At 49.5% G+C, this 22,524-nt stretch carries 19 protein-coding genes and 1 pseudogene; all 20 read right to left on the bottom strand.

Going from position 1 to position 22,524, the window contains the following annotated elements; genetic code table 11:
• Nucleotides 1-696 (bottom strand): type VI secretion system Vgr family protein (locus E0L20_RS10115; protein WP_131633841.1); only part of this gene is annotated, 696 nt, incomplete at its 3' end.
• Nucleotides 697-700: 4 nt separating this feature from the next.
• Nucleotides 701-1,225 carry a type VI secretion system lipoprotein TssJ gene (gene tssJ / locus E0L20_RS10110; RefSeq protein WP_131633840.1) on the bottom strand — a complete coding sequence of 175 codons (525 nt, stop codon included), beginning with the start codon at nucleotides 1,223-1,225 and terminating at the stop codon, nucleotides 701-703.
• A 35-nt stretch (nucleotides 1,226-1,260) separates the two neighbouring features.
• Complete coding sequence (gene tssG, locus E0L20_RS10105; protein ID WP_131633839.1) at nucleotides 1,261-2,343, bottom strand: type VI secretion system baseplate subunit TssG; 1,083 nt, start codon at nucleotides 2,341-2,343, stop codon at nucleotides 1,261-1,263.
• Nucleotides 2,307-2,495: pseudogene (locus E0L20_RS10100) on the bottom strand (type VI secretion system baseplate subunit TssF); the annotation flags it as partial. The pseudogene E0L20_RS10100 and the gene tssG, both read right to left, overlap by 37 nt.
• Before the next feature lie 55 nt (nucleotides 2,496-2,550).
• A complete protein-coding gene (locus E0L20_RS10095; protein WP_131633838.1) occupies nucleotides 2,551-2,979 on the bottom strand; it encodes a hypothetical protein in 429 nt (142 codons plus the stop codon).
• A 1-nt stretch (nucleotide 2,980) separates the two neighbouring features.
• Nucleotides 2,981-5,254 carry a lysozyme family protein gene (locus tag E0L20_RS10090; RefSeq protein ID WP_242673397.1) on the bottom strand — a complete coding sequence of 758 codons (2,274 nt, stop codon included), beginning with the start codon at nucleotides 5,252-5,254 and terminating at the stop codon, nucleotides 2,981-2,983.
• Nucleotides 5,255-5,479: 225 nt separating this feature from the next.
• A complete protein-coding gene (gene tssF / locus E0L20_RS10085; protein WP_131633837.1) occupies nucleotides 5,480-7,249 on the bottom strand; it encodes a type VI secretion system baseplate subunit TssF in 1,770 nt (589 codons plus the stop codon).
• A gap of 33 nt (nucleotides 7,250-7,282) precedes the next feature.
• Nucleotides 7,283-8,890: a type VI secretion system protein TssA gene (gene tssA / locus E0L20_RS10080; protein WP_131633836.1), complete on the bottom strand. Its 1,608-nt coding sequence runs from the start codon at nucleotides 8,888-8,890 to the stop codon at nucleotides 7,283-7,285.
• A 47-nt stretch (nucleotides 8,891-8,937) separates the two neighbouring features.
• Nucleotides 8,938-9,828, bottom strand: coding sequence for a PASTA domain-containing protein (locus tag E0L20_RS10075; protein ID WP_131633835.1), 891 nt, complete (start codon nucleotides 9,826-9,828; stop codon nucleotides 8,938-8,940).
• A gap of 43 nt (nucleotides 9,829-9,871) precedes the next feature.
• The gene (locus E0L20_RS10070; RefSeq protein ID WP_131633834.1) at nucleotides 9,872-11,056 is read right to left on the bottom strand and encodes a tetratricopeptide repeat protein; all 1,185 of its coding nucleotides are present in this window, start codon (nucleotides 11,054-11,056) and stop codon (nucleotides 9,872-9,874) included.
• Between the two features lie 394 nt (nucleotides 11,057-11,450).
• Complete coding sequence (locus tag E0L20_RS10065) at nucleotides 11,451-12,125, bottom strand: AcrVA2 family anti-CRISPR protein (RefSeq protein ID WP_131633833.1); 675 nt, start codon at nucleotides 12,123-12,125, stop codon at nucleotides 11,451-11,453.
• Between the two features lie 119 nt (nucleotides 12,126-12,244).
• Nucleotides 12,245-12,718: a hypothetical protein gene (locus E0L20_RS10060; protein ID WP_131633832.1), complete on the bottom strand. Its 474-nt coding sequence runs from the start codon at nucleotides 12,716-12,718 to the stop codon at nucleotides 12,245-12,247.
• 4 nt (nucleotides 12,719-12,722) lie between these two features.
• Nucleotides 12,723-13,094 (bottom strand): hypothetical protein, encoded by a 372-nt coding sequence (locus E0L20_RS10055; RefSeq protein ID WP_131633831.1) that lies wholly within the window; start codon nucleotides 13,092-13,094, stop codon nucleotides 12,723-12,725.
• A 53-nt stretch (nucleotides 13,095-13,147) separates the two neighbouring features.
• A complete protein-coding gene (locus E0L20_RS10050) occupies nucleotides 13,148-16,519 on the bottom strand; it encodes an ImcF-related family protein (RefSeq protein ID WP_131633830.1) in 3,372 nt (1,123 codons plus the stop codon).
• Nucleotides 16,512-17,720 (bottom strand): hypothetical protein, encoded by a 1,209-nt coding sequence (locus E0L20_RS10045; protein WP_131633829.1) that lies wholly within the window; start codon nucleotides 17,718-17,720, stop codon nucleotides 16,512-16,514. The genes E0L20_RS10050 and E0L20_RS10045 overlap by 8 nt, the downstream gene beginning before the upstream one ends.
• A gap of 2 nt (nucleotides 17,721-17,722) precedes the next feature.
• Nucleotides 17,723-17,986: a PAAR domain-containing protein gene (locus E0L20_RS10040; protein ID WP_111465610.1), complete on the bottom strand. Its 264-nt coding sequence runs from the start codon at nucleotides 17,984-17,986 to the stop codon at nucleotides 17,723-17,725.
• 67 nt (nucleotides 17,987-18,053) lie between these two features.
• Complete coding sequence (locus E0L20_RS10035) at nucleotides 18,054-18,371, bottom strand: hypothetical protein (RefSeq protein ID WP_131633828.1); 318 nt, start codon at nucleotides 18,369-18,371, stop codon at nucleotides 18,054-18,056.
• A gap of 480 nt (nucleotides 18,372-18,851) precedes the next feature.
• A complete protein-coding gene (locus tag E0L20_RS10030; RefSeq protein ID WP_131633826.1) occupies nucleotides 18,852-19,457 on the bottom strand; it encodes a hypothetical protein in 606 nt (201 codons plus the stop codon).
• 64 nt (nucleotides 19,458-19,521) lie between these two features.
• Nucleotides 19,522-20,139: a hypothetical protein gene (locus E0L20_RS10025; RefSeq protein WP_131633825.1), complete on the bottom strand. Its 618-nt coding sequence runs from the start codon at nucleotides 20,137-20,139 to the stop codon at nucleotides 19,522-19,524.
• Nucleotides 20,136-22,493, bottom strand: a complete 2,358-nt coding sequence (locus E0L20_RS10020; protein WP_427854507.1) for a hypothetical protein — start codon at nucleotides 22,491-22,493, stop codon at nucleotides 20,136-20,138. Before E0L20_RS10020 ends, E0L20_RS10025 begins: the two co-directional genes overlap by 4 nt.
• Nucleotides 22,494-22,524 lie beyond the last annotated feature (31 nt).

Raw genomic sequence — 22,524 nt, 5'->3', positions numbered from 1 at the left:
CCGCGTGGCGACGGTGCCGGTGGCAATCCTGTGCCACGTCCGCACATCCCAGACCGACTCTGCCGCACCGTCAAACAGCCCCGATGGCTCGCGGTAGGGCAGGCGCACGTCAAACCGGTAGTTAAGCTGGCTGTCGGCAAAAATGTACACATCCAGCTCACGGGTGTTATCCATCTCCGTACGCCAGTAAATTCCCACCTCAGACAGAATGCGCTGAATGAACTGCAAATCCGTTTCCCGCCACTGGGTGATAATTTCCCGCGGCGGGTAGGTGCGCTCCAGCCTGAATTCAAAATCAGGTCCCTCCAGCCCGTGTCTGCGCAGCACCTGCTCCACCACTTCCGGGACGGACTGGTTCTGAAATACGGCGCACTGCCGGGTGTGTGCCAGCAGCGCCAGGCGGGAACTGAGCGTGAGCCGGTAGCGGGACTGGTCCCTGGATGTGGACAGCCATTCCAGGCGGGTCACAATGCCGTGGACATTTTTGCCGCTTCGCATCCGGAAGGTGGCATATTTCATCAGCACCTGTTCCGGGAGAATGTTCACCTGCAGCGTGGTGAACTCAATATCCCATTTGAACGGTTCGCTCAGGGCTTCCCTGCCGTAAAAGCGCAGGACATCCGGCTTCACTGTGCTGTCATTGATATCCAGAAAGTAACGGGTCTGTCCGTCAAAAAGCGCTGACCAGTTATCCATTATGTCACTCCTTTACCGGTACAAGGCTGAGCCAGCCATCACCCAGTTCAATCGTGCGGGGTTTGTCCGGGTCGAGGTCGTCACGTGTCAGCACCAGGCGCCAGCGGTTGTCCTGCATATCCGGGCGGTTAAACAGCCCCACCACCGCCACGAACTGGGCATTTTCATCCATGGGCATATTGAGCGTCACGCTGCCGTTGGGCATCACCAGCAGCTCTTTTGACGCCAGCACGTCGTCCTTAAGTACCGTATCTGCCTTGCGCAGCAGCGTCTGGTAATCGGCGGCATCAACCGCTTTACGATCCCTGAGCTGATACACCCGCACCATGGTCGCCAGCGGCGTCTGTGCGCCATCGGCGTTAATGGCCGTGCGTGGGGTAAAATCCAGATGCAGCGTTTTAATTTTTTTGTAGAAGATGGATTTCGTGATGCTGACCGTACCGTCCGTGACGGTCTGCGTCAGACCGCAGCCTGCGAGCAGACCACAGGCAATAAGCGTCAGCGCCCACCAGCGGGTTACTGTTACCATTCAAAAGTTCCTTTATTGAGAATGTGAATACGTATTTAGTCGAAACGGTAATGCCCGTCTTCAGCGGGAGGGAACGCAGAATACTGGAGCCCTTCATAGCAGCCCAGACTGACGGTCAGGGTTTCCTGGTTATCGCTGAGTCTGCCGTCCTTCAGTCCGAGCAGGCCGGTGCGCCCGAGCTGAATACGCCTGCCTTTGCCAAGGCGCGGCTCAGGCAACACCCACACGGGTACAGTGAGGCGCAGTCGGGCATTGCTGCGGTAACCAAGATAGACGCGCATCAGGACCAGCAAATCGGTATGAAGGATGCCACCGGGTAACCAGCCTTCGGCTTCGCCGGGATCTTCCGTGACCAGCGTCACCAGCACTCTGCTACAGGCTTCCCTGCCCGTTTTACCCAGCGTGGCCCGCTGTGAAAGACGGACGCGGTTGCCGGTACCCAGCCCACTGCGGTTATCGATATGGACCTTAACCGGATCGGGTTCGGTGATAAATATCCGGGTAATCGGTGCCAGCAGGCTCACCAGAGCCCGGATGCCTTCAGTATTGCGGGTGGGCAATCGCATGGTACCCAGCAGGGCCAGGAAACGGGAAACCGGTGTTGCCACCTGCTCAGCCGTGCCCGGTATACCGAGTCCCACCAGACCCAGCAGACATTGCGATGTGGCATCGCGCCCCCCCGCCTCGAAGGTGGCCGGATACGCGTATTTTCGCCAGATCCGGTAATACTGCGTGGTGATGCGATGGCTGAAAATATCCAGAAACGAGGTGACCGCCTCATGGCCTTCGCGGCGTTGTGCAATGTCATCCAGGTAAGCAGTTGGCAGAGGCGAGTCCACGCCATACATCCCCAGAAATGTCGTGCGGACCGTTGGGGGTAGTGTCGGATGGTCTTCGTCGGTCTCCACCGCTTTCAGGGTACTGACCGGGAAACCCATACCTGGCCAGGGTCTGAAACGTACCGGGTCGTTGCCCGGATGGCTGGTGGTGCCCAGTTTTGGCGCGTCCGGATTTTCCTGCTCCAGCAACTGGCAGAAACGATAAAAATTGGCCTGCCAGATATCTTTGTTAAGGGCCAGCGTCAGCCCGGTACGTGCTGGCTGTGATTCTCGCGCCATCTCAGTCGTTTCCCTGTTGGTTGCAGTCCCAGCGTGAGCTGGTTAAAGAGGTGAATATCGGTATAGAGCGCAAAGAACCGTTGCAGCATCTCGCCAAAGAGATTCACATCGCCCTCGCCTGCAAAATTGTCCATATTCATCGTGATATTAATAATCATTTTAGGTTGGAACTTGGCACCTCCTATTAGAAGGTGCTCATAGTACTAATTAGTCTGTATCATATTCTTCACCGTTCCAGCGAAGTATATATTTGGGTCCGCATAATATGTCTTTCATTCCATTGTGAAGTTCCTTTGAAACATCTAGAGAGGTACACATGTATGAACCATCGATAGACTTACCATCATGCATTTTTATCTGGAATGTTAATATTGGAGAGTTGTCCAGACTAGACATGCAATCTGACTGGTCACATGTACCAGGTGGCGTTGTACTTGAAAAAGTATATTCAATGGTATCTTCGTATCCATCACCGTTCAGGTCAACATCTACAGAACCCGTCTGTCCATCCAAAAAACCTGTGCTTTTTAGCCTATTGGCATTGACTAAGACATCCTTGCTATGGGCGCAACATGCCGATGTTGATATAACTAACAAGCATAATGCTGTTGTAAATTTTTTTAATTGCGTTGTCATATTATCCTGCCTCAGGAATGCCTAATTTGTAATTTACTCTAATATTTTCTGCTATTTCATTTTTAGTGATCTTTCCGTCGCTATTTCTATCATGATATAGATTCTTACTATAATAGTCTCCGTCACTTCTTTGATAAACAATATCATTTGGCCCGAGTAGTATCGTTTTAGGTCTGAATATCGAGTAATATACATCCTCAAGAGTCCACTGTTCTGTTGGAACCCCGACATTGTTCGCCTGCATTTTGAAGTATTTCTTAACATACTCCATTTGTTCTACGTGGTCCATTGCCCGAAGTTGACGAGTTGAAGTTCCAAGATCTTTGGCCGTATCATCCATAAACTGAATTAGACCCGTTGCAGATGAGCCTGGGTTTTTGATGTCTGTTCTAAATGTTTTTCCCGTTTCCAGTGCGATACAAGCCATAATGTAGTTCGGATCAATACTTAACTCATTGGAAACCTCCAATAACTTGGACCTAAATGCATCTGCTTTAATTACTCCAAATTTTTCTGTAAATTTTTTCATCCATATAATTTTGTCTCTTTTAGTAAATGAACCCAAAAATACTATTGGGTGCATATGCCAGAGATCAGGCCCCAGATTTTCAGTCGTCACATCTTGCATCCAGGCCATTTTATCGAGAAAATCTTCGCTATATTTCTTCCATTCAGGGGCTTCTTTCTTCAGCGCATTCAGGAACGGTTGCCAGATAGCATCGCCTTTTTTGAAGTACCAGTCGCTGGGATGTTTTACTATTGTTTTCTGAATAACGTCACGATAATCGGGATTATGAAGTGCTTTCCAGTATTCCATTGGAGAATAGCGATCGCTTCCACTATCAATTTTATCCAGAAGTCGCTGATAATTATGTTTAACCAGGGCATGACTGGTTCGTGTATCATCGGTCGCGGCCTGGTAGAGGGTGTCGATCAGGTTACGGAAGAATCCAGTGGGCTGGTTTTTTCCATCCAGATAATCAAAGCTGACAGGCTCTGCGGTTTCAGTTTTGAATCCTAGCTTTGCCAGATCATACTGTGACAGAAGCTGTGGTTCAGCCTGTCCTTTGAGCACATAAGCATTTTCTGGTCGCAGTTGCCAGTATTCCTGTTTGGTCGTCTTATCGGTTTCAATTTGCACCTGACTCAGTGGCAAGATCCCGGTCACGGTGGTCACTCTGGTATCCTTTGTGAACGTTCCGGTTGCAACCTCTTTTTTGTACAGCGCAAGACCCGGAACATACATCAGCCAGAGTGGATTCTTTTCTCCAACCTGCTCAGGGTTGGTCAGGAACGTTTCCAGGTTATCATCCATACTTGTGCATTCGATATGTACCTGATACCGGGCCTCATAGCCACCGTCCTTAGGTGCCTGATAGTACCCCATATGACCAACAGGATCACCAGCTCTGATGGCATAGGGCGGCGGGCACACAACCTGGTCAAATTTCATCGCTTCTTTTGCCGGGGGCATCAGTTTCTGCCACCAGGAAGGCTGGACCACACCGCTTGTACCTGGCGAAATATTGTTATTATCCACCAGTATCCAGTATTGCTGACCCGACTTAAGCGAGGTTCCTTTCTTTTTCTTCGAAGTCTCTTCAGGGAAATTTATAAGAGTAACAAGACCGTATTCACGCTTATTGAACGCGATGGTATGGAGGCTCCCGTCCGTCTTATCCCACTCGACAACAGATCCCTTAGGCATCGTGCCTTTTTCATAGCTGTCGCTGACATCTTTGTTCTTTGTACTGGCTGACATCACCCATTCAGGATCGTAGGCAGACAGCGAATCCTGAAGCGTCCATTTTGTTTCAGCAGTATTGACACTATAGGCTGAATACGGGGCCAGATGCATATACAGAGTATAGAAATGCAGCCCGCTTGTCTCTTTTTCACCCGGTTGAATATAGTGTTTTACTAGGACGAATGAGCCGGAGAAACTCAGCGGACCGGATTCCCATGCAAGCGTCAGATAATCCTTGCAGACTCGATAAGCAACCACTTCCCCGTCAGCCATGCATCGCACCGCCTGCTCGCCTTTAAAAGGAACCGGAAAATCCACCGCTTCCAGAGGTGATTTGCCACTCAGCGCACACCACGGGGTTGTGGCTTCGGTGATATGGATCCCGCCATGCCACATCCCGCTGCGACCAATCGTATATTGACCGGTTGATTCGCCACCCAATTGGGAGAGGATCTCTTCCTGATTTTTGAACTCACTTCCCCGCTTGTTGGAGGGGACAGGCCAGACAATTTTGGGTAATACAGACACGATTCACACTCCCTGTCAGTCACTAAACGATTTACAGACGACCTGACTGACTTTCATGGTCTCAGCCTGATTGAAAACCGGCGATAAACCTTCCGCTGTTAACGAATCAGGTTCATCTTTAGCTGAACCAGGATTCTCATCCTCTTCACAAGCTATGTCTGCATCAATATGTGTATTCAAACTCTTAGGCATAAGCTGACTACATTTTATAGTTAAGGGCCTGCGTCAGCCCGGTACGTGCTGGCTGTGATTCTCGCACCATCTCAGTCGTTTCCCTGTCGGTTGCAGCACCAGCGTGAGCTGGTTAAAGAGGTGAATATCGGCATAAAGCGCGAAGAACCGCTGCAACATCTCGCCAAAGAGATTAACATCGCCCTCGCCTGCAAAATTGTCCATATTCAGCGTGACCTCAATGTCCACGCCCCGGAGCATAAAGCCCTTCTCAAACCGACGGATCAGGGTGTGCTTCACGGCGACTATCGCTTCAAGCCGACGGCGGTTCATTTCATCGTCGGTCCAGTCATAGAGCGCCAGCGTGCCCCGCAGCACCTCCGGATTGTCCATCATGCTGAGGAAGTTTGAGCCGAGGTGACTCATCACCCGCCAGTGAAAACGGTCGTTTGCCGGGGGATACAGCGGCATCGTCGGTGCTGTGACATTCAGTACCCTGACGGGAACCTTGCCGGTTTTGACTACCCTGTCCAGCAGCGTACTTTCCAGCGCTTTGCGCGGAAGCTGGCCGTTGGTACCGGTTATTCGCATCGAGAGGGACTCTGGTTTTTCGGACAGCTGCTCCAGTTCGAACGAGCGCCCCCCGAGAATTAACCAGGTGTCATACAGGCCAGAGGGACCGCGTTTCACGCGGGTGTGGTAATAACGCTCAGGGGCATCGTGGCGCATCATACCGCCCCGGTGCCGGAAGCTGGTGAACGGCACATAAGGATGTTTGCCATTCTTCACTGCGCCGTGAATATTATCGACGCTGTAAATCTCGGTGTGACCATCCTGAAGGCGCAGGGGGCGCAGCAGATATTCATTCTCCAGTGGATCAAGGGTCAGCGGATCGGCTTCCAGGGTAAAAAGATTGATAACCGGCGCACAGTGCAGGCGGAAGTTTTCTGTCTCAAAAGGCAGATCGGATGACCAGGCTTCACTGAGCACAATGTCGATTTCAAACCAGGTGCTGGCCGCAGTGAGCCCGATGGTGTCAAGACCGCGCAGCTCAACAAACATAAACTTCGGACGGAAGCTGAAATACTCCAGCAGCAGCTGGTAACCACTGAAGGCAGTATCGGCTTTCTTCCACAGGCCGTCATTGTCATCAAAACCCATGGGTTTGCACCAGCCGTCAAACGGATGACGTTCGGTGTGCGTCCCGGCATGACGGGCATACATGGCATGTACACGACGGGTCATGGCCAGATGCAGCGCTGAGCTAACCGGACTCTCTGCGTTAAGGAAAATGGCGACTTTGTCGATCCCGGCTTTACGCCAGTCCACTTTTTCCGGGCATTCGAAGCGCAGACGGATAGCAGAGCGGCCATCGGTTTCCGTGTGCAGGCGGGCATCTGCAAGGTGCAGCGGTTGTAGCGGCACATCGCGGGTCGTCCGGTACTGGCAGGCGGTTTTATGCGGCCCGACAGGACGAGACAGAACGGAGAAGCCTTCAGCCAGCATTTCGGCCTGGCGCAGACCACGCCAGTCAGGTGAGAATTCGACGATGGCCAGCGACGGGATAGTCCGCATATAGTGCGGCCACAGCAGACTCACCAGCCCTTCGGTGAGCTCCGGCAGATCATCATCCAGCTTTTCACGCAGACGGCCCATCAGGAAGGCAAAGCCTTCGAACAGGCGTTCCACATAGGGATCGCGGGCACCAGGTTTATCCAGATTAAGCATTGCTGCCCGGTCCGGATGAGCCCGGGCAAACTCTTTACCGGCTTCGCGCAGGTAGCGCATCTCTGCTTCGTAATAACGCAGGGTTAAATCATCCATGCACGGCATTCCTGAAAATTATTAATGATAAAATTAGCCACAGAGCACCATGGCACGGGCCGGGTCAATGGCAATAAGTCCTGCAAGTAAGGACTCCATCTCAGGCATCAGACGGGCTTTATCAGAGTCGCTGCGACCGGCTTTCATACGTAGCAGTTTCAGGCGGCGGGCCTGAACTTCAAACAGCAGACCGGGTTCCCACTCTCCCATCGTCAGCTGTGGTGCACGGGTAGTCAGTTCGCCAAGCAGATGAAGCGCCATGTCGTTACGCCCGTATTGTTCCGCAACACGGGCCATCAGCAGGCGTATCAGCCAGCGATTTCGCGGTGATTCCAGTCCAGGACGGGTCTGGAGCCAGGCCAGAGCCGCTTCGGGCCCTTCCGTGTCTCCCTTCGCCATGGCTTCGGACTCAAGGAGCAGCACATCATCAGCCTGACCATTAACGACGGTAGCGGGTTCATCGCCGTACATCAGGCCTTCTTCATTCACTTTTTCAGCAATCCAGGCGGTGGTGACTTCGTCTGCAAAGGGGGTGCCGTCATTCCATGCCAGCCCTTCAAGCCCCGGCAGGCGTTTAAGCAGCAGCCGCAGATCGAAAAGGACGGAGTCAGCCCAGGTATCCCAGGGCTGGCCGGCATGGCTGAGCCCCTGCCAGAGATACCACTGAAGATCGAGCCAGAAATGGTTGACCCCCTCGCAAAACATCTGGTTGGCCTGCTCAACCAGTTCGGTCCAGTTTTTCTGAAGATAGAGCCGCTTAAGTTGAGCGCGATACTCGGGTTTCGGCGGTACCAGGCGGGTGCGACCGCTACTGTCGAGTGGGGGGATCTGACAGACCGTATCCCACCGCACGGTCTTTATCAGTCGGTGAGAAGCCAGCCAGCCGTGCGGCTGCTCGCTCAGCCAGCGGGAAAGTAACCTGGTCTGGTCGAGTAAATCGCGGCCCGATTTCACCGCTGACAGTTGTGGAGAATCCGGATTGGCTGATTCACGCCCGTGCTCCCGGGCGCTGCTGTTCTGGGGGACCAGCGCCTCCATGCCACCTGAACGTGCCAGGCGGTTTTCCAGAGCGGTACAAAGGCCTGCAAAAGACGGTTTCTCAGCGTCCGGCCACTCTGCCACGGCGGATTCAAGCAGGTTTATGGCGCCCGCCGTCAGACCGGCGTCATTGCTGTCCACCTCGGGCCATAACAGCAGTGCATCAGTCACTTTTGCACTGTTCAGCCACTCCAGCGCAGCTTTACGGGCGGCGGGACGCTGCGGATGACATGCCTGCCCGTAGCGGGTCAGCATCGCAACAAGAAGCAGTAAGCCTTCGGACAACCCTTTTTCACCGTCGCGGCTGAGCCGGGCCTGCACGTACCAGGTCACCACACGAATGTCTTTGGCGCATTCACAAAGACACGTCCGGGCCAGCTCGCACAACAGCGCTGAATCGGTGCCCGAAAGCTTATTAATCTCTTCGCGCATCAGCTGGAAATTATCGTCATATGCGGGATCGTCTCCGGTTTCTGACCCGGAGGTGAAGGGGTGCAGCCAGGTATCCCAGAGTGACAGGGCGTTGGTAGCCCGGATAACAAGATGCTGTTTTTCCTCCTGGCTTGTGGCACATGCAGATAACAGGGCTTGCGGTGAGCTCATTTATTTCCCCATTCATTACTAGATGAAAAGTTAAACGCTTCCATTGATCATTGTTCCGGACAGTGGGCACCGTAATCGGTTACTGTAAAATCATCCCCCATTGTTATGACATTCAAAGAGATCCCACCTTCACGTTGATAATCGAAGTTACAGAACCCAAATCCTGTCCCAGAGCATGAATCCACTTCGGTAATTCCTTCTGCATTCAATTCCTTGGCAATGAAGTCGCCCGGGTCCGCTTCGACATTTTCAGGCTTCCATCCATAATTTTTGAGCAATTTTCTGGCGCTTTTAATATCTTTTCCGTAAATGTTTGGTACAGGTGCTATCCCGTTACAAAATGGTTCTATCGCTGCAATTGGCTGAACACGAGCAACATTACCGTCATAAAACAAATCAGCAACTGCGGTCATACCCGGGGAAAATTCTCTCAGACGGAATGTGTTATTTAAATTGGTTTTGGAAACTGCACCCAAAGGCGAATTTGAGCCATCGGTGATTTTATCACCATAAATTAAAGCCTGGAGAGAACCCTTGCTATAAATTGCCACATTTCCATCTTTGACAAAGCAGGATCCGCTTGTACCATCCTCACCTTTGCTGAAAAAACCAACGATAGTCAAATTTCCGTTAGAGATTTCATTAATCACTCTCCATCCCAGAGATGAAACGGCTTTTCCCTCGATAGTCCTGGGTGGATCTCTATCACAATTTAATACAGGCTCATCAAAAGGAGTTTTCTGAGGCGCTGCTGGCAATTTATTAATGGCGACAATATGCAAGCCATCTACCGTTGATGATACTTTAGGTATATTATCCGAAGCATTGGACGAAAAAGTGGTTGTTAAAAACAACAATTTACAAGCACATATTAAACAGTATGTAAATCGACTGGTATAGTTTAAAATCATAGATGCCACATTATTTTTAATAAGCATAACGTTTCGCATGTGAAACGTTATGCGAAAAGAACATTAACATTTAATTTATTTTGCTGCTTACTCTTAATATCGCATTGTCGTAAACAGGGTTTTGCTTTTCATTTTTGGCTGCGTTGTAGTAATTTAGGGCATCACTGTACTGACTTTCCCCTTCGTATATTTTTCCTATATTATAATTTGCACCAGCCCGGATTGTTGCTGCATTTTTACCAGAGGCCAGTGTAATAGCTTTGCGGTTTGCCCATATAGCTTCAGCCGTACGACCAACCTTCTGATATACCAACCCGAGATTGCCATATGCCTTGCCATTTTCTGAATAGTTATTGACTGACTCTGTGAAAAACGAAATTGCCTCCTCATATTGCTTCCGACGGTATGATTCTTCACCCTTAAGATTCAACGCATTTGAAATATCAATTTGCTCAGCCCCCCAGTTTTGATGAGGCAACGTTGCGTTGCTATTCAAAAGTGGCGTTAAAACATTATCGATATCACTGGCACCGACAGAGATACCTTTTATATTGTTCACATCTTCGATGGCACCATTTTCATTAACTTTAAAAACAGTCCATAAATTCCCCGATTGGTCTTTAGGGACATAATATGTCCGAACTAATGACTCCCCAACATAAACAAACACTTTCGCTTCACTGTTGGAGAGATTCTTGGTATCTGGATCAGACTTATCACTATAGTCGTGAACAGCATAAACATAGGGCTTCCCATTCTCTCGTCTGGTTAACGTAATAGTCTCAGGTCCATAGCTATCTGTATCATCAACGTCAAGATTTCCATTATCGCCCAACTTATGGCCGAAGAAAATATGATTTTCGGGATATACCATATGTGAATCAAGATCAGAAGGTGAACTTCCCCACCCCAAAACCACGCGCATACTATCAAGCCCTTTCATTGTCGGGCTTAATGCATAACTCATCCCACCACATGGACATTTCGCCACCAGGGTTGAATATCCATTTTTCTTGATAATTATCAGACTGTCATTTGTGTCGGTTGTGTTATTGCCAATCTGGACGTTTCCTGAGTCATCACTTAAAGAAGAAATGGATTGCTCGCCGTTTCGCTGAATAACCACCTGCGCACCTGATATTTTTTTGTCCTTAACGACAGCGCTTAAGACCTCTACAGATTTACTTTCAGCATAACCAACAAAACTGAATGAGATTGATAAGGCCAGTAAACTTAATTTAATTACACCCTTCATGTTTATCCTTAAATAACTTCTGTATTTCATTATAATTAAACCGACACATCTTAATTCAGGATGATTTGACGATGTCTTTCATGAATCTGATGACGGCTTCCAGAGAATCGTCGTCCTTGCCATTGACGATTTTCGGTGGCTTCCATTTCAGCAGCACACTTTTCTCCTCCCCCGGAGTGGGTTTGCCCTTCCAGTAGCTTTGCTAGTGGGCTTTTCTGACATGGGGACGAAGGCGCCGGTGGGGGCGTGGAGGAGCCGTCCCCTGAGGTACTGACTTCCGGTGCTCGCGGTGCCTGCCTGAGCGCGGAATCGGCCCGGACGCCCGCAAAAATCTGCACGGGCTTATCGGGCGGGATGAGGCGTTGATGCTTTCCGACGCGTCTTGGCGCGGGTCTCACAGGTTTCCCCTGTCTTCCCCATCACTATTCTCCGAGCAAAGCCAGAACAGCACCGGCAGTACGGCGTGCCAGAATCCACGTATCCCCTCCTCCTGCTGACTGATGGCCGTGGAGACAGGATCGGTTAACGCGAGATACTCCATCCCCATCGGAATGTGCTCCCGGGAAAGCGGATCCTGAGCGAGCGTCAGGGCGAGCAGCGCATCCGTCTGGTTATCATGATCGGCAAGGGTGAAAAATGCGCCCATCAGCGCCCCCTGGCCTTCAGCAAAGACCGTGTCAGCCGGAAAATCGAGCCAGAATCCCCAGAATGGCAGGCGGCGAAGCATTTCTCCTGGCAGTGCGTCGGTCTGGCGGGTTTCTCCCAGGATCCGGAAAAGTGATTCATCGCAGTGGAGGAGCGTTTTACCGGTTCGCCAGGCCGCAAGCGTCATATAAACGATATGTGGCGGGAAACGTTTCACGATCGCGGGACAAAGGAATCCTTCCTCAGGCGCTGGATTATGCTTCAGCCAGTCCGCAAGACAGCGTCTACACTGGCGAAACGTCATAAACTGCCAGGGAGCCAGTGATTCAGCCTCCCGCCATTTATCCACCTTGCTGAAAATACCCGGGGACCAGCCTTCCACCTGTTTTGCGAAAGCGATTGCTGGGTGAAGTTTCCCGCCCATCGTTACTGGCGCTCTTCTACTTCAGCGGCGACGCTGAAGATAGCGGCCATGCCACTCGACCAGGCAGGACACTTTGTCACCTTTACGGATAATCTGGAGCATTATTAAATTCCTCTTCCTTATCTCTTAACTAATTCATCATTCTTTAATTCCCATGTCTCAGCCGGGATCTTTTTATCCGTACCGTCAATAGATATTGAAGGAATTTTTATTATGAAAGTTTCTGGCCCACTGGTTATTAATGGATAATGCCCCCTACAGAAATCAATTGTCTTCAAAGGCTTGAATTTTCCATCTTCTGTTTTGCTATAAATATGTAATGGGCCACCATCGCAAGCATTTCCCATCGGGCTATCAATCAAAACAAATATTTGCTTGTCGGCTTCATATAAGTAGGAGTAGTTTAGAACGAATGGTGCGCGAAAATAATTGCATTTGTAATTGTCAATCGTACCACCATCTATTTCAATACTACACATTCCTTTTTCTACAGTCGTGTGTACATGCGGAATTTCACTTGCCAGTGCAGATGTGCCAAAGAAAGAAGATACGACAAAAATCGGAAGGAAATAATTCCCGAATTTTAACTTCATAAAATTAACCTTCATAATTAAACCCTTTAGCATAAAATTCGTCTATATTTTTTACAATTTCACTTTTAATAATCTTTCCATCTTTATTTCTGTCATGGAACTGGTTAACAGCATAGGCGCGTTGTCCCTTTGCGTATACGATATCTGAATCTTTGAGTAACATGGCTGCTGGTGTGAATATTGAAAGATATACATCACCCAATGACCATTTGTTCGTAGGATGATCAAAATTATTAGCCTGCATTTCAAAATACTTCTTCACATAATTCATCTGTTCTACATGTGTCATGGCAGCAAGTTTTGACGTTGTCGTCCCTAAGTCTTTTGCAGTATCAGACATGAATTGAATTAGCCCTGTATCCAAATGCTTAAACATAAGCTAACTCCATTTTCATATTGAGGGCTGAGGATTCAGTTTCCCGCCCATCGTTACTGGCGCTCTTCTGCGCCAGCCTCGACGTTAAAAATAGCGTTGGGCAGCGTAAATCCCTGGAGCTTCAGCAGGGCAAGTGGACCGTCACCCAGCTCACTGCGCATAACAAACTTCAGCGGATTACCGTCGGGGGTGATCCAGACCAGCTGTGTGCGGCTCGCATCAAGAGGGGTAATTAATGCCTTATCAAGCAGCCGGATGAACCCCCAGTTCCCCTGGTTGCTGGTGTAGAGCTGCATCCCGCTGTTCACGCTGCGCCAGCGAAGGCTGACACCCGGGTAATACGTGTTTCCCGGCCAGGTAAAACTCTGCCAGCTTTCCATCTGGTTAAAGAAGTCCAGATTCTGTTCATCAAGCGTCAGCTGCATACGGGCCACATCACGGGAAGTACGCGCCATTAATTCAAAGTGAACGCCCGCATCGCCCTGGGCAAAAACAATGTCCGACAGTTCGGCCAGCTGGTTAATTGCCCGCAGGAAATCCGGGCTCACTTCCATTCCCTGGCTTGCAGAAGGATCCACTACCCAGCGGTTCCCCTCCTGGTGGAGAATGCCGCCAAGGCTGGTTTTCAGGAACGTGGCGATGCGACCTGAATCGCCGCGCAGGAACTGAGCCAGCAGCGGTAAGGAAGCATCACTTCCTGTGGCTTTAAACGGATAGCGGCCGGCAAAAGCTTTATTCCACTGATCGACAATGGTCGTCTGCCAGCGGGTATTGAGGCTTTCTGCTGCCGGGGTCAGCACCTGTCGCCAGGCCAGATCCAGCGGCTGAACAAACAATGACTGGCCGAACCCGCTCCACTCCTGGCCCAGGCTCGCCGCCACCAGACTGCTGTAGTCACGTGTGTCAGTCAGGTCAATAGCCTTGCCCTGGAACACGGTCTGAGCCAGCATTTGAGACATTGCCTGTGGATCCGGCGCGCTGGTGACCTGCTGAAGTTTCAGGCGTACCTGGGTGACACGGGCAAGCCAGGACTGAAAACTCAGGTTACCGTTACGTCCGGTACCCTCTTTTCCCTCCATGAATCCCGTCAGCGGACCAAACACATCGTCCAGCGGACCGCGTGGTCCCTGCGCCTGTTCGATAAACTGCTTCACACTCTTTTTCCGGCCAACCAGCTTTTTCGCAGAATCCACTATCGAATCCGCCAGCGCTTCCCCCTTCTCGCCGGTTTTTCCCTGCCATGCCAGGGTGTTCATCAGCGCCACCAGTGGCGACTGGCGCACGTCACCGATCAGATTGAGCTGGGCGATCGCGTCAGAGAGCGAGGCCGCTTCGTGCCACTGGATGCTGTTGACCATATTCAGCCAGGCATTGCCGAAATCGGTAAAGTAACGTTCGGTCAGCCTAGACTTCAGCGCTTCCGGCGAAACATCGCTTCCGGGCTGATGGGTTTTATCCGTCAGCACCCAGTCGATTTCATCGCGGCGAGTTTTAACCACCGCATCAATTGCATCCTGCACCTGTTCTTCCCAGGCCTGGCGGGTAAACATGCCCGGCACCACCTCTTCTGTGCTGAAGACGGTGGAGGCATCCGTGTCGCCGGTCATATCCGCCAGCGTGAGATCCGGCCAGTTGCTGGCAACGCGCTTCAGCATGTCCTGATACAGCCCGGATTCAGCATTACGCTGGCCAATCTGTTTAAGGAGGATCTGACGCACGGTCGTGACAAGTCCGGCATCAGGCTTAATTTTCCATTCCGGATGTGACGGCAGGTTCTGGGCGTAAAAGCCCAGCAGTTTTGGTGCCATTTCCTGCCAGGCGCCATCTGATATACCCTGCCGTTTCGGCCAAGCCGTCAGCACATGTTGCGCCAGCCATCCGGCATCAGCTTTGTCCGGTCTGGCCATCATCAGGTAAATTTTCAGCACATCATAAGCCTGCTGTGTTCCCTGCATACGGGCTTCGCTGGCTGGCGGAAGATTAACAAAAGCCTGAAGCTGCTGTTTCAGGTGGATAGCCGTGACATCTCTTATCAGCAGCGCATTATTACGGGCATACAGTGGCCACAGGGCCACCAGCGTGTCGTGGTCCTGATTGAGTCCAAAGCGGGTATACCACGGAGCGCCGGTCGCCTCACGATGTTGCAGACGGGCAATGGCCTGCTGGAGCACAAGCTGGTTGTGCAGGCGTTCAGCCAGGGGTTTTGCAGTATCCGCCGCCTGCCTTGCCGTCTCCTGCGCCTGATAAATCTGGGTACGGTTAACGATGAGGGACAGCAGAGTACCGGCCCCCCACAGGACAATCAGGGAAAGCAGAATTAAGCGCAGCACCTTCAGCCAGTCGAAGCCCAGTTTTCTGGCGCGTACTGTGGCACAGTCATCAATGACGGCTTTCCAGGTCGGTGTGTCGGAGCGTGTGTTCGGCACCGTTCCGGCAACGGCCAGTTCAGGGCTGAACATGACACCGCGTAAACGCCAAGCCGCAGATCCCTGCATCAGCCCGCTGAGCAAAACGGTCAGACTGGCTTTCAGTTCGTGTTGCATACGGGAGGACAGCTGAAGCAGGCCGTTATGAGCCGGATTATTCAGTATCTGCGCCATACCGGCTTTTTGCAGGCGTTGCGCCAGCGTAGAAAACGCTTCACGCGCCCCTTTTACGGTGCCTTCCGGTCCGAAAATAACCCCTGTAGCAGTCGTTTCAGCCCCCAGTTGAGCACCGGTAGCGTTGTCAGTCAGCCACAGCCAGACGGGAGCCTGCCAGCCCAACTGATGGTCGGCTTTCTGGCGGCAACGCAAGAAGGCATCCCGTTCGATATCCGTCGGGAGGGCTGAAGTACTCATCACCTGAATAATGCCATCAACCGGCTGGCCGGAACGCAGGCGTTTCAGTTTTGAAAGGAAGATCTCATCCGGAAGTGACTGCGCGTCACCACCATAAATCAGCACGTTGCCGTCGCCTTCCTGCCAGAGGTCATGACACAGGCCCGGGGCCGCTTTATGGACGTCATCCGGGTTGCCCGTTACCAGCAGGAGTCGCACTTTACGCTGCCAGCGGCGTCCATAGCGAAAGCGCAGGTGCTCGGACACCGCGTCTTCGCTGAAAACCGGTTCTTCGTCGTCTTCTTCGCTGGCAATGGTATTCGTCACCGGAGCGGCAATCTGAGACTTTTTCTGCCCCCAGTGGAAGTACAACCCCGATTTACCGGCGAAGTCGAAAGCCTTCTCTGTCAGCCAGCCGAGTAAAAACAGCGCGGCAACCAGAATGGCGCAGAATGTGAGTATGCACTGGCCGTCATACGGTCCGAATCCGGTGGCTGAGGCCACATTTTCCGGAAAGGCATAAAACAAAAATGCCACGATGGCTGTCAGGAAGAAGGCGACAGTCACAACCGAGCCGATGAGAGTTTTTACTTTTACCTTAGACATTCTTAGGCGATTCCTTGCGAACTTCTTCTTTGGTGATGACGGCGATCCAGACGTCGTCTTTGTCAGCGGCGGGTTGTGCGGCGATAACCTGCACCCCTCGTTGTTCAAAGGCTGCATCGGCGAGCGTGATGGCAACCCATGGGGCCGCATGGCCGGTATATCCCAGCACGGGATCGATACTGGAATTGTCTTCTGAAAGACTAAATTCCACTTCGCTCTCTTCGCAGGCATTATTCCAGCCGCTGCCCGACGTCAATGTGGGACCGGAGATCCAGCTTCCTTTGAGTTCATTGGGCAGGGTCTTCGACCAGAGCAGCGCCCGGGTGAGCGTCTTTGTGAGCGTTGTTTCTGATCCCCTTTCGGGGCGATGGAGGCGGAGCGCATCCGGCCAGGCATTGGCTTTGCGGTTGCTCAATACCACCATTGATACAGCATCAGCGTCTTCTTCCCGGGGAGACGCCGGTAACGACAGCGTGATGGCAACCAGAATGCCCGGGGCGTCCCATCGCTTGTCCAGCCAGGCATCAAACGCCCCCAGCCCTTTTCCGGCCATCAGGCGAAATAGCCTGCCCGTCTTGAGTGAGAGATCGGCTTTAAGCTGCTCTTCAATCAGGGGATACAGATCGTTATCACAATCGAGCATCAGCCAGCATGGCAGCTCGGGAGGAAGCGGCTTAACTATCCCCTCTACACGCGTGGTTAGTTTATTAACCGCCGCTTTCAGGGCCTTCGTTAAATCCGTCTGATATTCTGGTAATGCCGCGTATCTGACCGGTTTGTCACATCCTCGTGGGCAAGAGAAGTCGATAACGGGAGCAGCGACTTTCATTGCCTCCAGCAGGTCATCGGCTTTGTTTCCGGCCGGAGCCTGGATGTGCGTACCGAGGATCCAGGCGCAGCGCTGACCGCGCAGAATTTCACTTTGAATGAGTGCTTCGCGTTCGGCATTACGAGACCCGGCACCGACCTGTTCGGCTTTATAGGCAAACCGGCGTAAACCAAACAGAAGCCCCCAAGTGCAGAATGGAAGACCCAGCGCGGTGAACCAGAAGACAAATCCTGTTCTTTCTGACGTCCAGCACCATAACGTGAGCGCTATGCCCCCCAGCATGACAAATGCCAGGAACAGCAGCCAGCGACGGGTGCCGGGACGCGCTACCTTAGGAGCCTTTTCAGGGATGGCATCCAGCCAGACGGGCATAATCAGGCAACCTTTGCAGCGGCAAATGAACTGATCAATGTGCAACCACAGGCACATTTGTGGCCGTGAAATGCAACCGGGATACCATGATCGAGATAATCAGGATTGCCTTCTATGATAGTTGTAGGGCCATGTCCCGGAACCGGGCAGGACACTTTGTCGCCTTTACGGGCAACGCCGATACCACCGAATTTCATCGTTTCTGAAGCGGTCAGTACCGAACCGCCGTGAGTGGTTTTATCGCCTTTACGAATAATTTGAAGCATAAATTTACCTCATTTCTCTGAGTTCCCTGGAAAGGTGCTTTTGCTTTACATATGTAATGTGCGTTTCTTACCAGGTGCTTTTAAAGTCAATTTGTCTCAATGAGGCCAACTCAACCCAGCCTGTAACTGTAGCCCCTGACTTTGTTTGATAAGAAACTTGGGTGTATTTGTTCTGCGTTTCCAATCGCTGAACATAATCACCATTGACAATAAAAGTGTTTGTTTTTTTCATGCCGGAATCAGATCTCTCAAAAAAGCACACACGCTTCTTACTTTGAACCTGATAAATAACTTCACCTGAAAGGCAATATTTTTGAGCTTTTTCGCATTCATTGTTATAGGTCAGTTTAATTGGGTTTTCTGGTTCGATGGTTGTGTTAAACAACTCTGCCTTGCGTTTGTCAAATAAAACTCATCCAATTATGCCTGAACCATCGGTATCGATCACTAATTTCGCGCTTATAATCGAGTTATCATCTTCATCAATTATTAATTTTACTTTGTTGGGTTTTACATTCCATTCATTAAATGGATAGTTACTGCTCCTCACTAACTCAGTAAAATATGAGTAGCACTGCTCCGGGCTTGCAGCAAAGGAGATGGACAACGGCAACAACGAAAGTAATAGAACCGTTATTCTTTTATAAAGCCTTCATTTACTCTCCCCTTTGATTTCATCTACAAATGCATGCCTCATTTTCGGAAAAATAGTTCAGTATATTTCTTACGCAGTGGATTTTTGTGAGACCTAGGTTGCCCGTTAGCCTAAATGCCCTATCATAAATTCCATCATATCTAAGGCTGATGTTGGCGTATTATCTCCTTTCTATAGCAATCAGTATTTCATGTGATTCGATTTTTTACTTCATTCGATTGGGTGGAATTTATCAATATCATCTCCTTGGTTTGTGTAAATTTCTTGAGTCCCTTTTTTTACCAAGATGCTAAAAGGAGTGAGTTGCACGTTTTTACATTCTTCAAGTGATTTTTTGGTTATAGCGAATTTGTAGTATTTATTGTCAGTGTCATCTCCACTGATGTTGATACATTTTTCAGGTGCTGTAGTCAATGCGTTTTTCTTAATGACATCTGGAATAATATTAAAAACAGTTTGTTCGTCACTTGATGGACCACTGGTATATCCGGTATTTTTTAAATCTGATAGTTTGAGCCATCCATCGACCGAATCGCCATTTTTCTTGAAATATGATGCAAACAAATATCCATTAAGAGTGGTGTATCCTGAAACTACATCACCGTTAATTATAAAAGCATTGTTAATCTTGCATTGTTCACTCGGCGCGCTATTAAAGTAAAGTCTTGTTTTTGATGTGACTTTATAAATGTTCATAGAATGATCTACATATTCTTGTTCCTTCTCAGCTTTTTTGGACAACTCCGAACAAAAATCGCCAGCAAAAGTATAGCAGGAGAAACCATATAATAAGACAGATAGCATGATTTTAATCATTTCAATCCTCTGCTTTTCATCTGTCTACCTTTCAATATAGAAAGTAACTTTGAAGAATAAGTTTTTAGTGTTTAATGGTACCTGGGGAATATTTCTGTATGCGGCTAGAATCCACCCAGGAAGAATATACCACTCCGTCCTTTGCTTGATATTTAACATACGAAGCGCTCCCTGAGTTTCTTTCAACTTCCACATATTCCCCTGGTAGGATAAATACACCGTTTTCTGGGGTTGATAATTTATCATCTTTATAAAACTGTAATCGGGAATCACCATTGACTTTGAAAATTACTTTTTTGTTCAGGCAGTTGAGGTATACTGACGCGTATCTATTATCAAAACTTAATTTTTCTGGATTATCTGGATCAATAGTAACATCCTCCAAATTGAATTTGAGGTAATCATATTTCACCCATAAAAGAAAGCCTTCGCCTGGAGTGTCAGTTGACTGACTTTTATTGAATTGAACTTTAGCATTTATATCATTGCCACTGACACTGTCAACATCTGCTTTAATGAGACTCCTATTCACTTTCAACTCTTTTATCAAACTTGCATTACTGGAAGCTACTATTTTATCCAAGAATTGTGAGCATCTATCAAAATCATCATCAGTAACACTAGAAAATGCTGAGATAGAGTAAATCAACAAAACAAAAGGAAGTGCTTTAAATTTAATCATGAATTTACCTCAGAAAACTCATTCGTGAATTTGGGTTTGATTGCCCCACATTCTTCTCTATATAGTTTTTGTGCTGAGTCTTGGGTTGAGTACCATCGGGCATAGTTTCCGCCGTGCTTATTAATATAGTACACAATATATTCCATTGAACTCTCAACAGAATCGAATACTACAAATCGTTTTGGCTTATCTGTGACTTGGGCATTTCCTCCCTGCCCACTTAACCCTCTTCCTTCTTTTTTACTCCAAATCCCAGTCGGTTGATATTCTGGATGTTGCGAGAAAAAGTCAGAACTCCATCCGTATGCTGGAGGAGCACCATGTACCTCCATACCAGGAGCACCACAATGTTGATATTGACCAGAAGTAAAGTGTTTGGTCTCGATACGAAACATTCTTTCAACTATCACAGACATGTCTTTACCGTATTTATCATATATTTTACGTAAAGCTTCTTTCCCATCTTGTACAGTGAAAAGTCCCGAATGTCGTTTTTTTATGCGAATCATTGCCCCTAGAAACATTATAGGATGCATATGCCATAACGAGGGGCCTAGCTTCTCCGTGGTGACATCCTGCATCCATGCCATTTTATCAAGAAAATCTTCGCTGTATTTTTTCCATTCAGGAGCATCTTTCTTCAGTGCATTCAGGAATGGTTGCCAGATAGCATCGCCTTTTTTGAAATACCAGTCGCTGGGATGTTTTACGATTGTTTTCTGAATGACGTCACGATAGTCAGGATTATGAAGTGCTCTCCAGTATTCCATCGGAGAGTAACGGTCGTTTCCACTATCAATTTTATCAAGAAGGCGCTGATAATTATGCTTTACCAGTGCATGACTGGTTCGCGTGTCACCGGTCGCAGCCTCATAGAGCGAGTTGATAAGGCTGCGGAAAAATCCAACTGGCTGGTTTTTTCCATCCAGGTAATCAAAGCTGACAGGCTCTACGGTTTCAGTTCTGAAACCCAACTTTGCCAAATCATACTGTGACAGAAGTTGAGGCTCCGCCAGACCTTTGGGCACATAGGCATTTTCCGGTCGCAGCTGCCAGTATTCTTGCTTTGTTGAAATATCAGTTTCAGTTGTGACTTTGCTCAACGGAAGAATGCCTGACCGCGTTGTAGACGTTCCCCCCTTTGCGAAGGTGCCTTTCGCGACATCTTTTGTGTACAGAGAAAGGCCCGGAGAATACTTCAGCCAGAGTGGGTTTTTCTCCCCCACTTTATCTGGATTGGTCAGGAATTTTTCCAGGTTATCATCCATGCTGGTACATTCAATATGCACCTGATATCTCGCCTCATATCCCCCATCCTTTGGTGCCTGATAGTAGCCCATGTGCCCAATCGGGTCACCGGCCATAATAGCAAATGGTGAACTGAGACTTACCGTTTTATCAAATACCATGACTTCCTTTGCGGGAGGAAGCAAGTGTCGCCACCAGCCTGGACCGGCCCCCGGCGCTGACTTAATATTGTTATTATCCACAACAACCCAATAGCGCTGACCAGGAGTGAGAGTACTGCTGGTTTCTTCTGGTAAACCCTTTAGCGTCACAAGTCCGTATTTTCTCTTGTTACTTCCTGTGGCGTTAAGATTGCTGTCTGCTGGGTCCCACTCCACTCTAGCCCCTTTAGGCATGTGCCCGGCGATTTGTGGAGAAGTTTTATCTGAAGTCAATTTTGCCGTCAGCCAGTCCATTTCAGAATATGCTCTTAGAGTATCCTGAATGACCCACTGATTTTCTGCTTCGGCCTCATAAGCTGAATACGGCGCAAGATGCATATACAGGGTGTAGAAATGCAGTCCACTTGTTTCTTTTTCACCCGGCTGAATATAGTGTTTTACCAGCACGAATGAACCCGAAAAACTCAGCGGACCGGATTCCCAGGCAAGTGTCATATAATCATTGCAGACACGATAGGCAATGATTTCCCCATCTGCCATGCAACGTATAGCCTGCTCGCCTTTGAAAGCAACCGGGAAATCGAATGCCTCCAAAGGTGCTTTGCCACTGAGAGCACACCACGGAGTCGTGATATGCGTGATATGAATACCGCCATGCCACATCCCACTACGGCCAATAGCGTATTGTCCGGTTGACTCTCCATCCAGGTGGGAAAGGATATCCTCCAGGTTCCCAAATTCACTGCCTCGGTTGTTAGAGGGAATAGGCCAAACAATTTTAATTTTTCCTTTTTGGGTAGCCGAGGCGTTCTGCTCTGATGTGGTATTATCGCCATAACGATAAAGTGCATAGGGTATGTTTTGATCACGATATATCTGGGCAGGATAGAACCCCCTTTCCTGGACAAAATCAGATACCCAGTGTGTACCATTAAACATCGCCATATGACCATGCACATGATGTGGTGCTGCCTGG

It is taken from the genome of Enterobacter wuhouensis, assembly GCF_004331265.1.
GTDB lineage: Bacteria > Pseudomonadota > Gammaproteobacteria > Enterobacterales > Enterobacteriaceae > Enterobacter > Enterobacter wuhouensis.
The sequence above is the reverse complement of the archived record's forward strand: the minus strand, read 5'-3'. Positions and strand labels throughout refer to the sequence as shown.

Coding starts and splice junctions, on each gene's coding strand:
- tssJ (WP_131633840.1), bottom strand. CDS start 1,225: ATGGTAACAGTAACCCGCTGGTGGGCGCTGACGCTTATTGCCTGTGGT.
- tssG (WP_131633839.1), bottom strand. CDS start 2,343: ATGGCGCGAGAATCACAGCCAGCACGTACCGGGCTGACGCTGGCCCTT.
- E0L20_RS10095 (WP_131633838.1), bottom strand. CDS start 2,979: ATGACAACGCAATTAAAAAAATTTACAACAGCATTATGCTTGTTAGTT.
- tssF (WP_131633837.1), bottom strand. CDS start 7,249: ATGGATGATTTAACCCTGCGTTATTACGAAGCAGAGATGCGCTACCTG.
- tssA (WP_131633836.1), bottom strand. CDS start 8,890: ATGAGCTCACCGCAAGCCCTGTTATCTGCATGTGCCACAAGCCAGGAG.
- E0L20_RS10075 (WP_131633835.1), bottom strand. CDS start 9,828: ATGCTTATTAAAAATAATGTGGCATCTATGATTTTAAACTATACCAGT.
- E0L20_RS10070 (WP_131633834.1), bottom strand. CDS start 11,056: ATGAAGGGTGTAATTAAATTAAGTTTACTGGCCTTATCAATCTCATTC.
- E0L20_RS10065 (WP_131633833.1), bottom strand. CDS start 12,125: ATGGGCGGGAAACTTCACCCAGCAATCGCTTTCGCAAAACAGGTGGAA.
- E0L20_RS10060 (WP_131633832.1), bottom strand. CDS start 12,718: ATGAAGTTAAAATTCGGGAATTATTTCCTTCCGATTTTTGTCGTATCT.
- E0L20_RS10055 (WP_131633831.1), bottom strand. CDS start 13,094: ATGTTTAAGCATTTGGATACAGGGCTAATTCAATTCATGTCTGATACT.
- E0L20_RS10050 (WP_131633830.1), bottom strand. CDS start 16,519: ATGTCTAAGGTAAAAGTAAAAACTCTCATCGGCTCGGTTGTGACTGTC.
- E0L20_RS10045 (WP_131633829.1), bottom strand. CDS start 17,720: ATGCCCGTCTGGCTGGATGCCATCCCTGAAAAGGCTCCTAAGGTAGCG.
- E0L20_RS10040 (WP_111465610.1), bottom strand. CDS start 17,986: ATGCTTCAAATTATTCGTAAAGGCGATAAAACCACTCACGGCGGTTCG.
- E0L20_RS10030 (WP_131633826.1), bottom strand. CDS start 19,457: ATGATTAAAATCATGCTATCTGTCTTATTATATGGTTTCTCCTGCTAT.
- E0L20_RS10025 (WP_131633825.1), bottom strand. CDS start 20,139: ATGATTAAATTTAAAGCACTTCCTTTTGTTTTGTTGATTTACTCTATC.
- E0L20_RS10020 (WP_427854507.1), bottom strand. CDS start 22,493: ATGGCGATGTTTAATGGTACACACTGGGTATCTGATTTTGTCCAGGAA.